The following is a 12,522-nucleotide window of genomic DNA, read 5'->3' as shown; positions in this document are numbered from 1 at the left end:
TAACGTCGTAGCCATGACGACCTCCGCATCCCTCCCCGCAGAGTCCACCACCGAGGCATCCGCAGGCGGATCCGTCACCGACCGACTGGTAGCGGCGAACCGCACGTACGCCGCGCAGTTCCGGGACCCGGGCATGGACGCCCGTCCCGTTCTGCACGTGGCGGTCGTGGCCTGTATGGACGCCCGTCTCGACCTCCACGCCGCCCTCGGCCTGGAGCTCGGTGACTGCCACACCATCCGCAACGCCGGCGGTGTGGTCACCGACGACACCATCCGCTCGCTCACCATCAGCCAGCGCGCCCTGGGCACCCGCACGGTGATACTCATCCACCACACCGGCTGCGGCCTCGAAAGCCTGACCGAGGACTTCCGGCACGAGCTGGAGGACGAGGTCGGCCAGCGCCCCGCCTGGGCCGTCGAGGCCTTCCGGGACGTGGACCAGGACGTCCGCCAGTCCATGCAGCGGGTGCGGACCAACCCCTTCCTGCCCCACCGCGACGATGTGCGAGGCTTCGTCTTCGACGTGCACACCGGACTCCTGCGGGAGATCGATCCCGCCTCGTGAGTGACACAAGGCCGTAGGGCCGTCAAGAATGCGGGATGGCGCCGCCCGGAAAACCCTCCGGGCCGGCGTCCGTGTTGGGGTGGGCCGGTCATGCGCCAAGGACGTCGGCCCTGCCGGAAAGGGCCGAGGAGTACCAGGTGACGACGTATGACGACAGAGCGAGCCTCGCGGATCTGACGAGCACGGCCGAGCGCGTGCGCAGCTCCGTCGAGAGCGTGATCGAGGGCAAGCCCGAGGTCGTGCGCATCGCGCTCACCGTGCTGCTCGCCGAGGGGCACCTGCTGATCGAGGACGTCCCCGGCGTCGGCAAGACCATGCTCGCCAAGACCCTCGCCAAGTCGATCGACTGCTCGGTGCAGCGCATCCAGTTCACCCCGGACCTGCTGCCGTCCGACATCACGGGCGTCAGCATCTACGACCAGCAGCGCCGCGAGTTCGAGTTCAAGCCCGGCGCGATCTTCGCCCAGATCGTCATCGGCGACGAGATCAACCGCGCCTCCCCCAAGACCCAGTCCGCGCTGCTGGAGTCGATGGAGGAGCGCCAGGTCACCGTCGACGGCACGACCTACGCCCTGCCGAGCCCGTTCATGGTGGTCGCCACCCAGAACCCGGTGGAGATGGAGGGCACCTACCCGCTGCCCGAGGCGCAGCGCGACCGCTTCATGGCCCGCGTCTCCGTCGGCTACCCCAGCCCGGACGCCGAGCTGCAGATGCTCGACGTCCACGGCGGGCTCTCCCCGCTCGACGACCTGCAGGCCGTCGCCCACGCCCACGACGTCGTCAAGCTCATAGACGCCGTGCGCGAGGTGTACGTCGCCGAGCCGGTCCGGCGCTACGTCGTCGACCTGGTCTCCGCGACCCGCAGCCACCCCGACCTGCGCCTGGGCGCCTCGCCGCGCGCGACCCTGCACCTGCTGCGCGCCGTGAAGGCCTCGGCCGCCCTGTCCGGCCGCGACTACGTGCTGCCCGACGACGTCCAGCAGCTGGCCGGCCCGGTCCTCGCGCACCGCCTGCTGCCGACCGCTCAGGCCCAGCTGAACCGCCGCACCGCCGAGCAGGTCGTCCACGAGATCGTGCAGCGCACCCCCGTGCCGTCCGCGCACTCCCACGGCGACGTGCCGCCCGGCGCGGGCATCCGGGGCTTCTGATGGGCGCCGGTGCCCTGCGCGGCGCCGGCGGCGAGGACACCGGCGGCCGGGGCCTCGGCGGGCTGCGCGCGTCGCTGTCCGGTCTGACCACCCGCGGCCGGTCCTTCCTGGCCGCCGGGATCGCCGCCGGCCTGTGCGCGTACGTCCTGGGCCAGGGCGAACTGCTGCGGGTCGGGCTGCTGCTGGCCGCGCTGCCGCTGGTCTGCGTCCTCGCCCTGCACCGCACCCGGCACCGGGTCGCGGGCAGCCGCCTGCTCAGCCCCGTGCGCGTGGCGGCCGGCGCCGAGGCCCGGGTGCAGCTGCGCGTCGACAACGTCTCTCGGGTGCCCACGGGCCTGCTGATGCTGCAGGACCGGGTCCCGTACGTGCTCGGGCCGCGGCCCCGCTTCGTCCTGGACCGGGTCGAGCCCGGCGGGCGCCGCGAGGTGTCCTACCGGGTCCGCTCCGACCTGCGCGGCCGCTACCCGCTGGGGCCGCTCCAGCTGCGGCTGACCGACCCGTTCGGGCTGGTCGAGCTGACCCGCTCGTTCAGCAGCCACGACCTGCTGACCGTCGTCCCGCGCACCGAGGAGCTGGTGCCGGTGCGGCTGGCCGGCGAGACCTCCGGCTACGGCGACGGCAGCCGCCGCGCCCTGGCGCTGGCCGGCGACGACGACGTGATCCCGCGCACCTACCGGCGCGGCGACGACCTGCGCCGGGTGCACTGGCGCTCCACCGCCCGCTACGGCGAGCTGATGGTCCGCCGCGAGGAGCAGCCCCAGCGCAGCCGGGCCACCGTCCTGCTGGACACCCGGGACGTGGCCTTCGAGGGCGCGGGCCCCGACTCCGCCTTCGAGTGGGCCGTGTCCGCGGCCGCCTCCACCCTGGTCCACCTGCTGGAACAGGGGTTCTCCTCACGGCTGCTGACCGACGCGGGGACCACGGTGCCCGGCGAGGGCGGCGGCTTCTCCTCCGGCGGGCAGGAGTCCGCCGAGGCGGCCGGGCTGATGATGGACACCCTCGCGGTCGTCGGGCACTCCGACGGCGCCGGCCTCTCGCGCGCGTACGACGCACTGCGCAGCGGCGGCGGGGGCTTCGGCGAGACCGGCGGCGACGGGCTGCTCATCGCCTTCTTCGGGGACCTGGACGACGTACAGACGGAACTGGCGGCCAAGATGCGCGGGCGCAGCGGGGCCGCGGTGGCCTTCGTACTGGATGCGGCGCTGTGGGCCGGTCGGCCCACCGCGGTGGAGGAGCGGCTGCACCGGCTGCGCACGGCGGGCTGGACGGCCCTGGCCGTGCCGCCGGGGGTCGCGTTCGGGGAGCTGTGGCGGCAGGCCGGGAACGCTCCGCTGGGCTCGGGTGCCTCCGGGAGCCGGGCATGAGCGGGCGGGCGCGCGTCACGCTGTTCGCGTTCCTGGCGACCCTGCTGACCTCCTGGTCGCTGGCCTCGCTGGTGGAGTCGGCGGGCTGGCTGCTGCAGGCGGCCCTGCTGCTGGCCGTGCAGAGCGGGGTCGGGGCGGCGGCGCGGCGCATACCGCTCGCGCGGGCCCTGACCGTGGCCGCGCAGGTCGTGGTGTCGCTGCTGGTGCTCGCCCTGCTGTTCGCGGGGAAGGGCGAGTCCACCGGGGACGGGCCGATGGCCTACCTGGTGGGCGATTTCGCCGCCCTGTTCCGGCGGGGCGTGCAGGACGTGGCCGAGTTCGCGATCCCGGCCCCGCTGACCGACGGCATCCGGCTGCTCCTGCTCTCCGGCGTACTGCTGGTCGGGCTGCTGGTGGACCTGCTCGCGGTGACCCTGCGGACCGCCGCCGCGGCCGGACTGCCGCTGCTCGCGCTGTACTCGGTGGCGGCCGGGCTGTCCGCCGGGACCGGGGCCCACGGCGCCTGGTTCTCCTTCCTGCTGGCCGGCGGCGGCTACCTGTTGCTGCTGCTGGCCGAGGGCCGCGACCGACTGGCCCAGTGGGGCCGGGTCTTCGGCGGGGCGCCGCCCGGGCGGGTGTCGGCGGCCTCCGGGTACGGGGGTGGCGGCTCCGGCCAGGCGACCGCTCCCGTACGCACCGGGCGGCGCATCGGCGCGGTCGCGCTCGGCATCGCGCTGACCGTGCCCGCGGCGCTGCCCTCGCTCGGCGGCGGACTGCTGACGGGGCAGGGGGAGGCCGAGGGCGGCGGCAGCGGGACCGGCGGGACGATCTCGGCGGTGAACCCGCTGGTCTCCCTCCAGGGCAGCCTGAACGCGACGGACAACCGGGTGGTGCTGAAGTACCGCACGGACAGCCCGCAGCTCGGCGAGCAGTACCTGCGGATCCTGGCGCTGGACGAGTTCAACGGAGTCAAGTGGGAGGCCTCCGGGCGCACCCTGACCGACGTGCCGGAGCAGCTGCCGGCGCCGCCGGGGCTCAGCCCGCAGATCCGGCAGAACGCCACCGAGGTGCGCACCAACGTCTCGGCGGCCGACAGCTACGCGCAGCGCTACCTGCCGATGCCGTACCCGGCGACGAGCGTGGACATCCCCGGCAAGTGGCGGTTCGAGCCGGCCGGGCGGACCCTGGTCGGCGACCAGCTCGGCAAGGACCGCTTCCAGAACGTCCAGGGCGCGGTGTACACGGTGCGCAGCCTGCTGCTGCGGCCGACGGCGGCCCAGCTCCAGGCGGCGCCCGAGGCGCGGCAGGAGATCCGGGACGAGTACACGAAGCTGCCGGACAACCTGCCGCCGGTCGTCGCGGAGACGGCCCGTCAGGTGACGAAGGGCGCGAAGGACGACTACGCGCGGGCGGTGCGGCTGCAGGACTGGTTCGCGGTCGGCGGCGGCTTCCGCTACGACACGAAGGTGGCCTCGGGCACGGGACCGCAGGCGATCGCCCGGTTCCTCGCGGACAAGGAGGGCTTCTGCATCCACTTCGCCTTCTCGATGGCGGCGATGTCGCGCTCGCTCGGGATCCCGGCGCGGGTGGCGGTCGGCTTCACGCCGGGCGAGAAGCAGTCGGACGGCACGGTCAACGTGACCATGCGGGACGCGCACGCCTGGCCGGAGCTGTACTTCGAGGGCGTGGGCTGGACCCGGTTCGAGCCGACGCCTCGTCAGGGCATCACGCTGCCGGACTACTCGCGCTCCGAGCGGCCCGCGGCGCAGCCTTCCGCGCCGGCGCCGCTGCCGTCGCAGAGCTCGGCGCAGCCGTCGGCGGCCCCGTCGAAGGCGGACGACTGCCCGCCGGAGCTGGCCCGGCTCGGCGAGTGCGGGAAGAAGGCCCCGGAGTCGGGCGCCGGCGGCAAGGACGACGGCGTGTCGGTGGGGGCGGTCCTGGCCTGGACGGGTGGCGTACTGGTCCTGCTGGGGCTGCCGCTGCTGCCGCTGTTGTGGCGCTCGCGGGTCCGTGCCCGGCGGCTTGCGGCGGGCGCCGTCCTGCCGGCCTGGGAGGAGCTGGGCGACGCGGCCTGGGACGTGGGCATCGCCCCCGACGGGGCGCTGTCGCCGCGGCGGGCCGCCGACCGGCTGGTGCGGCTGGGGCCGCTGGAGCAGGACGCCGCGGCTGCGGTGTACCGGGTCGCCGGGGCGGTGGAGCGGGTGCTGTACGCCCGGCCGGGCGCCGTCGGGGAGGCCGTGTACGAGGGGTTGGCCGCGGATGTGCTGGTGGCGCGGGCGGCGCTGCTGGAGCGGGCCGGGCGGTGGGGGCGGCTGCGGGCGCTGCTGCTGCCGCGGTCCGGGGTGCGGGTGCGGTGGGCTGTTGCGGGGCGTTGCTCGGCGGCCGCCGCCGGGGTTCGTGACCGGCTGGCCAGGGTCGGTGCGCGGCTGGGGGCGCTGGGGCAGAAGTTGCGGCTTCCGCTGAGGGGCCGGGGCTGAGCGGGCTGGGCTGAGGGGGCGGGTGCGGCTGGGCGCTGCCTTTCCCCTCCCCGCCCCTTCCCGAAACCGGGGGCTCCGCGCCTCAAACGCCGGCGGGGCTGGATCGAAACACGCCGACGCGGCGAGGCTCGATCCCCCCGAGCCCCGCCGCGTCGGCGTTACTGCATCACCGGGTCCCCCGGGTCCCCTGACCCCTTCCCGGTCGCGGCGCAGGTACCCGGTCCGCACCGGCCGCCCCGTGTCGGCGGTCCGGACCGGGTTCCCGTCCGTTGCCCCCAGTCTGGCGTCTGCGCAGGTGGGAGCCCATCCGCGCAGGTACTCATCCGACGTCTGGGTACGCGTACTCAGGCCGGGCGGCGGGCCGGGGCGGGCCCCACCAGTTGTACGCGGCCCCCGCGCCCCGCGGCACCGCCGATCGGGGGTCACCACCCGTCAGCGGTTGCCGCTGACCCGTCCCCGCAGCAGCAGCGACAGCGCCGAGTGCACGTCGTCCAGCGAGCGCTCGCTCTGGAAGGACTGCCAGTCCAGCGCGGCCACCAGGACCATCCCCACCAGTGCGGCGGCCGTCAGCGGCACGTCGATCTCCGCGCTCAGCTCACCGCGCTCCACGCCCTCGCGCAGCACGGTCTCGACGACGGCCACCGCCTCCTGCCGGACCACCATGAGCGTGGACTGCCAAGTCCTGTTGGTCCGCCACAGCTCGGCCACGTACAGCTGCGTGAAGGCGGGGTAGCGGTCGATGAAGACGAGGCCGGCGCGGATCATCGCGTCGAGGGCCTCGACCCGGCTGCCGCCGCTCGCCTCGGTCGACTCCGCCGCCGCCCGCAGGGAGGCGGTGAGCAGGCCGACGCCGTGCCGCAGCAGCTCCTCGAACAGCTCGTTCTTGCTCGCGAAGTTGTAGTAGACGGTGCCCTTCGCGACGCCCGCCCGCTCGGCGATCTCGTCGACCGTGGTCGCGGAGAAGCCCTGCTCGGCGATGAGCGTGACGGCTGCTTCGTAGAGCTTCTGGCGCGTCGCCTGCCGGCGGCCGCCGCCGACGCTCGTGCCGGCGCTGGTGCTGCTGCTTTCCATGGCGCTGATTCTCACAGGTCAACCGATCTCTGCGGGCCCGGTCACAGGCTCAGTTCGGGGTGGAGCCGGTCCATCGTCCAGACCTGCTTGCCGCGGGCGGCGAGCGAGGTCAGGGCGAGGGCGCCCACGGTGAAGGCCACCAGGACGGCGCTGCCCTGCCAGACGGGGGTGAGGTCGCCGCCGGTGATGAGGCGGCGCAGGCTCTCGACGATGTACGACATCGGCAGGTACGGGTGGATGTCGTTGAAAAAGTCCGGGCTGGTCTGCACGGGGTAGGTGCCGCCCGCCGAGGTCAGCTGGAGCATCAGGAAGGCCAGGACCAGGATCCGGCCCGCGGCCCCGAACTTGGCGTTCAGCCACTGCACGATCGCCGCGAAGCAGCCGGTGACCAGGACCAGGAAGCCGATGGTCAGGGCCGGTCGGGCCATCTGGAGGCCGAGGCCGGGCGCCCAGTGCAGGACGGACATCAGGGCGGCCACCTGGAGCGTGCCGAGCCCGGCGACGGGCAGCCAGCCGGCGAGGGCGATCCGCCAGGGCGAGGCGCCGGCGGCCAGGGCCCGCTTGTTCATCGGCGCGATCAGCATGTACGCGACCATCGCGCCGACCCAGAGGGACAGCGGGATGAAGTACGGGGCGAAGCCGGTGCCGTAGTTGGGCGCCTTGTGCAGGGACTGGTTGGCGAGCTTGACCGGGTCGGCCATGACCTGGGTGCGGGCGTCGCGCTGCTGCTGGTCGTAGTCCGGGATCTTGTCCACGCCCTGGTGCAGGCCGTCGGCGAGGGCGCCGTTGCCGTCGACGAGCTTGTACAGGCCGCCGTCGAGGCTGTGGGCGCCGTCGCCGATCTTGGCGACGCCGTTGCCGAGGGCCTCGGATCCGTCGCTGGCCTTGCCCAGGCCGCTGTGGAGCTGTGCCATGCCGGTCGCGACCTTGTGGGCCCCGGTGTTGAGGGCGTTGATGTCGGCGATCTTCGCATCGAGCTTGTCGGAGAGGCCGGGGGCGCCTGCTGCGAGCTTGCGGGCCTGCTTCTCCAGATCGGTGAGCTCCTTGCGGAGGGCGGACAGGTCACCGCCCGAGTCCTTGACCAGCGTGTCCACGTCGCCGGTGAGCTGGGCGGCCTCGGCAGTGGTGTCCTTCAGCTTCGCCAGCTTCGTGCAGGCGGCCGGCAGCGGCTTGGGGGCGGACCCCGTGCAGGTGCTGGCGTAGGTGTCCGCGGCCAGCGCCGCGGCCTGCTTGCTGACCTTGGCTGCGGCGGGGGCCTTCTTGCTGAAGGTCTCCAGGTGGTTGTTGACGACCTTGGCGGTGTCCGCGACGAGCAGGGCGGTGTCGGCGAGCTGCTTGGGGTTTTCCAGGTAGGGGCGGACCTGGGAGGCGACGCCGTTGAACCCGTCGGCGAGCTTCTGAGTGCCGTCGGCGATGCTCTGCGTACCGGTCTCCAGCTTGCCCGCGGCCGAGTCGAGCTTGTTCAGCCCGCCGGTCAGCTCGCCGTTCTTCTCCTCGGCGGTGTCGAGGGCCTCGGCGATCTTCTTGGCGCCCTCCTGGGCGTCGCTCGCGCCGTTCTTGAGCTTGTCGGCGCCGTCGGCGGCCTCGGCGGTCTTGTCGTGCAGGTCGGAGAAGCTGACGAAGATCTTGTCGAGGAACTTGCGGGAGGCGTTGGTGGACGCCGCCGAGCGGACCTCGGAGAAGACGGTACGGGAGATCGAGCCGACGATGTAGTTGTTCGCGTCGTTGGTGCGGACCTGGAGCGCGCCGGTGGTCGGGTCGGCGCCGGAGCTGGAGGCGATCCGCTCGCTGAAGTCGGCCGGCATGGTCAGGGACAGGTAGTACGTCCCGTTCTCCAGGCCCTTGGCGGCCTCTTCGGCGTTCACCTCGTGCCAGTCGAAGGTCTTGCTGGAGTGCAGCTTCTTGGTGATCTCGGCGCCCGCGTCGAGGCGGTTGCCCTCGACGGTGGCGCCCTTGTCGGCGTTGACGAGGGCGACGGGCACCTTGTCGAGGCGGCTGTACGGGTCCCAGAAGGACCACAGGTACAGGGCTCCGTAGAGCAGCGGCAGCAGGAGCAGCGCGACGAGGGCGGCCCGGGGCAGCTTCCCCCGCCCGAACCGCTTCAGCTCAAGCGCGGCCAGCTTCGGCGAGCGCATCGTCCGCCCCCTTCGTGTCGTCGGTGTCGGTCTTGTCTTCTGCGGTGGTGGTCTTGGCTGCGGGGTCGCTGCCGCCCTCGGCCGCGGCGTCCGTGCGGAGGACCGTCACGTCCTCGGGGGCCTGGCTGCACACCGCGAGGACGGTGGTGCCCGCCTCGGCGATCGAGCGGAGCATGGCCCAGGCGTCGGCGCGTTCGGTGTCCGAGAGCTTGAGGTCGAGGTCGTCGAGGGCCAGCAGGCGCGGGGCGCCCAGCAGGGCGATGGCCACGGACAGCCGGACCGCCTCCAAGCGGTCGAGGTCCCGGACGGAGGTGCGGGGGCCCTTGGGCAGGGTGTCCAGGTCCAGGCCTGCGGCGGCCAGGGCGGCGTCGATCCGGTCCGTGCTCGCGGTGCGGCGCTCGGCGCGCGGGCGCAGCAGAGCGCGTACGGGGCCCTCGTAGCGGCGCTGGAGCAGTGCGCCCTCGCGCAGCTGCTCGGCGACGGTCAGGGCCTGGTCGAGGTCGTTGACCCCGGAGACCGGGCCCAGGGCGGCGATCCGGCGGACGGCCGCCATCCGCTTCGGCAGGCGGTGGCCGGCGATCTCGGCGCGGCCCTCGGTGGGCTTCATGCGCCCGGTGAGGGCGAGGAGCAGGCAGGTCCGGCCGCTGCCGGAGGGGCCTTCGACGGCGATGAGCGAGCCGGGCCCGGCATTGATGCCCACGCCGCGGAACACCCAGCCGCGCGGGCCCTTCAGTCCGAAGTCCTCGGCTTTGACGGCCGCGCCGTGCGGGCTGTCCACGCCGGCCCCCTCTCTTTTGAACTGACCGGTCAGTTCAAAAGCTAGCACCCGGTGCGGCCTTGCGCGCGGCGGGGGCCGTCCGACCCCGGCCCGACCCCGCAAAACCGCAGGTCGGGGCGATTGTCAGTGGTCCACGTCACGATGGTCCCGAGGGCACAGAACACCGCGCCCACGACTGAGCAGTACGCAACGACAGGAGGTTCGTCATGGCCACACCGTCCCCGTCCCCTGTCCACCCCGTCCCGCGCCGGTCGGCCGCACCGCCGGCCGCGCTCGACCTGCTCGCCAAGGCCCGCGCCGGGCTGGCCGAGGCCGCCCTGCTGACCCGTCCCAACGAGCGCTACGCCACGGCCCATCTGGCCGCCCTGCGCGTCGCCGCCGCCGTGCTCGCCGCGCGCGGCCGGCCCGAACCGGCGCACCCGCGGCGGCGGCCCCGCATCCGCAGCGCCTGGGAGGTGCTCCCGGAGCTCGCGCCGGAACTGGCCGAGTGGAGCTCCCTGTTCGCCTCGGGCGCCGAGCGCCGGGCCCGGGCCGAGGCCGGGATACGCGACGCCGCGAGCGCGGAGGACGCGGACTACCTCGTGCGCGCCGCGGCGATGTTCCTGCGGCTGGTCGAGCGGATGCTCGCTCTCCAGCCGGTGGCGCAGACCCTGCCCCAGCCCCGTGCGGAGCGTCCGGACGCGGGATGAGCTGCACGGCTGCCGGAGGCAATAGGGTGGGGCTCGCATCGACCACTCTCACCGCGCCGAGGAGTCATCAGCCGTGTCGGACACTTCCCGCCCCCGTGCCTCCCTCCGCACCGCCGTGGTGTGGGAGCTCCTCAAGGAGGCACTCGACCGCCGGGTGAAGGCGACCGGGCGGGACGTGCTGGACGTACTGGACACCGGTGGCGGCACGGGCAAGTTCGCCGTGCCGCTGGCGCGCCTGGGGCACCGGGTCACCGTGGTCGACCCCAGCCCCAACGCGTTGTTCGGGCTGGAGCGCCGGGTCGCCGAGGCCGGCGTCGCCGACCTGGTCCGCGGTGTACAGGGCGATGCCCAGGGACTGCTCGACGTCGTCGACCGGGAGGCGTACGACATCGTGCTCTGCCACGGCGTGTTGGAGTACGTGGACGACCCGGCCGAGGGTGCGGCCAACGCCGTGGCAGCGCTGCGCCCCGGCGGCACGCTCAGCCTGCTCGCCGCGGGCCTCGGCGGAGCCGTGCTCGCCCGCGCCCTGGCCGGCCACTTCACCGAGGCCCGCGCCGCGCTCACCGACCCGGCCGGGCGCTGGGGCGCCGGTGACCCGGTCCCGCGGCGCTTCACCGCCGAGCAGCTCACCGAGCTGGTCGCCGGGACCGGCCTGGAGGTCGGCGCGGTGCACGGCGTCCGCGTCTTCGCCGACCTCGTCCCGGGCGTCCTCGTGGACACCGAGCCGGGGGCCGGTGAGGCGCTGCTGCGCCTGGAGGAGGCCGCCGCCGAGCTGCCCGCCTTCCACGCGATCGCCACCCAGCTGCACGTCCTCGGCGAGAAGCACGCCTGATCCGCATCCGGTCCGCGCTTCAGGCAGTCGCTGCGGACCCGGCGGAGAGCCTCCGCCGCGGAGATCCGCGCCGTATGATCGGGACAGCCACCGGCATGGCCCGCGGATCAATGGGGAATAAAGCGCCTCAGTGACCGCACCTGGCGGCGGTACGGTTTTGCTCAGTGCTTTTTGATGTGGGGCAGCGCCCTTCCCGGCAGTGCATTTCCAACCTGGCGTGGAGGGCGGGTATCACGGGGGCGATTCCCCGCCTATCCTGAAGGGGACCCCTGGTCGCTACCCCCCGCGACCGACGGATGAGGAGGACTCCCGTGCCGCTCTCGGAGCACGAGCAGCGAATGCTCGAGCAGATGGAGCGAGCGCTGTACGCCGAAGATCCCAAGTTCGCGACAGCGCTTGAGGGAAGCGGACTGCGTACGTACACCCGGCGACGGGTCTACCAGGCAGTCGCAGGCATTGTGGTGGGTATCGCGCTCCTCATGACCGGTGTGATCGTCCCGAACGTACTCTGGGTCAGCGTGGTGGGTTTCCTCGTCATGCTGGGCTGTACGGTCCTCGTGGTCACCGGTTGGCGCAAAGCGCCCAAGCCTGGCGAGCAGCCCGTCTCCGGCATGGCAGGCGGTTCGGCCCACGGCCGCAACCGGCAGCGGCGGTCGATGATGACCCGCATCGAGGAGCGGTGGCAGCGCCGCCGCGACGAGCAGGGGCAGTAGGCCCCGGACAGACACGGGTGAGGGGGCGGCTGCCGCACGGCGGCCGCCCCCTCACGGCTCTGCCCTCGCTGCCCTCGCGGAGGACCTGCCGGTTCGGGCCGCGCTGCGGCATGATGTCGGCGTGAGTGTGCTCCCCCTGGTCTTCACCAGCGGCTGGGCCAGCGGGATCAACGCCTACGCCGTGGTCCTCCTGCTCGGCGTCTTCGGCGCGACCGGAATGACGGACGAGGTGCCCGCCTCCCTGCAGCGCACCGATGTGCTCGTCGTCGCGGGCGTGCTCTTCCTCTGCGAGGCCGTCGCCGACAAGATCCCCTACGTGGACTCCGTCTGGGACTCCGTCCACACCGTGATCCGGCCGGTCGCCGGAGCCGTCATCGGCGCCCTGCTGGCCGGGCAGAGCGGCTCGCTCCCCGACCTCGCCGCCGGGGCGATCGGCGGCTCCACCGCGCTGGCCAGCCATGCCGTCAAGGCCGGCACCCGCATGGCCGTCAACACCTCGCCCGAGCCGTTCAGCAACATCGCCCTCAGCACCGCCGAGGACCTCGGCGTCGCGGGGATCGTCACCTTCGCCATGTTCCACCCCGGAGCCGCCGCGGTCATCGCCGCCGTCCTGCTGGCGGCCGGCCTGGCCGTCCTGGTCTTCCTGTGGACCCGGATCCGCCGCTTCCTGCGCCGCCGGGCCCGGCGCCGCGAGGAGAGACGGCTCGCCGCCGGGGCCCGGGCGGCCACGGGCCCACCCGGCTGACCCCGCCTCCCCGCTCGATAAGGTCA

Annotated in this window: 11 protein-coding genes; 8 read left to right on the top strand and 3 right to left on the bottom strand. The window is 73.6% G+C overall.

All coding sequences use genetic code 11. From position 1 onward, the window contains the following. Positions 1-13 precede the first annotated feature (13 nt). The 4 genes from AB0F11_RS19055 (at position 14) to AB0F11_RS19040 (ending at position 5,533) form a co-directional block, all read left to right on the top strand. The gene (locus AB0F11_RS19055) at positions 14-565 is read left to right on the top strand and encodes a carbonic anhydrase (protein ID WP_362174749.1); all 552 of its coding nucleotides are present in this window, start codon (positions 14-16) and stop codon (positions 563-565) included. 137 nt (positions 566-702) lie between these two features. After that, complete coding sequence (locus AB0F11_RS19050; RefSeq protein WP_362174746.1) at positions 703-1,713, top strand: MoxR family ATPase; 1,011 nt, start codon at positions 703-705, stop codon at positions 1,711-1,713. Continuing rightward, positions 1,713-3,077, top strand: coding sequence for a DUF58 domain-containing protein (locus tag AB0F11_RS19045; RefSeq protein WP_362174743.1), 1,365 nt, complete (start codon positions 1,713-1,715; stop codon positions 3,075-3,077). The genes AB0F11_RS19050 and AB0F11_RS19045 overlap by 1 nt, the downstream gene beginning before the upstream one ends. Further along, positions 3,074-5,533: a DUF3488 and transglutaminase-like domain-containing protein gene (locus tag AB0F11_RS19040; RefSeq protein WP_362174740.1), complete on the top strand. Its 2,460-nt coding sequence runs from the start codon at positions 3,074-3,076 to the stop codon at positions 5,531-5,533. The genes AB0F11_RS19045 and AB0F11_RS19040 overlap by 4 nt, the downstream gene beginning before the upstream one ends. Before the next feature lie 432 nt (positions 5,534-5,965). Here AB0F11_RS19040 and AB0F11_RS19035 read toward each other — a convergent pair whose 3' ends face one another. Genes AB0F11_RS19035 through AB0F11_RS19025 form a run of 3 tightly spaced genes read right to left on the bottom strand, consistent with a single transcriptional unit; the run spans position 5,966 to position 9,517 of the window. Continuing rightward, positions 5,966-6,604: a TetR/AcrR family transcriptional regulator gene (locus AB0F11_RS19035; RefSeq protein ID WP_362174738.1), complete on the bottom strand. Its 639-nt coding sequence runs from the start codon at positions 6,602-6,604 to the stop codon at positions 5,966-5,968. A gap of 41 nt (positions 6,605-6,645) precedes the next feature. Then, a complete protein-coding gene (locus AB0F11_RS19030) occupies positions 6,646-8,739 on the bottom strand; it encodes a YhgE/Pip domain-containing protein (RefSeq protein WP_362174736.1) in 2,094 nt (697 codons plus the stop codon). Beyond that, positions 8,711-9,517, bottom strand: coding sequence for an ATP-binding cassette domain-containing protein (locus tag AB0F11_RS19025; RefSeq protein ID WP_362174733.1), 807 nt, complete (start codon positions 9,515-9,517; stop codon positions 8,711-8,713). Before AB0F11_RS19025 ends, AB0F11_RS19030 begins: the two co-directional genes overlap by 29 nt. Positions 9,518-9,723: 206 nt before the next feature. Between AB0F11_RS19025 and AB0F11_RS19020 the strand changes: the two genes are divergently transcribed. From AB0F11_RS19020 to AB0F11_RS19005, 4 genes are all read left to right on the top strand, one after another. Continuing rightward, positions 9,724-10,206, top strand: coding sequence for an SAV_6107 family HEPN domain-containing protein (locus tag AB0F11_RS19020; RefSeq protein WP_362174730.1), 483 nt, complete (start codon positions 9,724-9,726; stop codon positions 10,204-10,206). Between the two features lie 73 nt (positions 10,207-10,279). Next, a complete protein-coding gene (locus AB0F11_RS19015) occupies positions 10,280-11,038 on the top strand; it encodes a methyltransferase domain-containing protein (RefSeq protein WP_362174727.1) in 759 nt (252 codons plus the stop codon). A gap of 311 nt (positions 11,039-11,349) precedes the next feature. Then, positions 11,350-11,751, top strand: a complete 402-nt coding sequence (locus AB0F11_RS19010; protein WP_362174724.1) for a DUF3040 domain-containing protein — start codon at positions 11,350-11,352, stop codon at positions 11,749-11,751. 121 nt (positions 11,752-11,872) lie between these two features. Further along, a complete protein-coding gene (locus AB0F11_RS19005) occupies positions 11,873-12,496 on the top strand; it encodes a DUF4126 domain-containing protein (RefSeq protein WP_362174721.1) in 624 nt (207 codons plus the stop codon). Positions 12,497-12,522: the final 26 nt, after the last annotated feature.

The organism is Streptomyces sp. NPDC032472 (genome assembly GCF_040636955.1).
Classification (GTDB): domain Bacteria; phylum Actinomycetota; class Actinomycetes; order Streptomycetales; family Streptomycetaceae; genus Streptomyces.
Note: the sequence above shows the minus strand (reverse complement) of the source record. Positions and strands in the feature narration are given on the sequence as shown.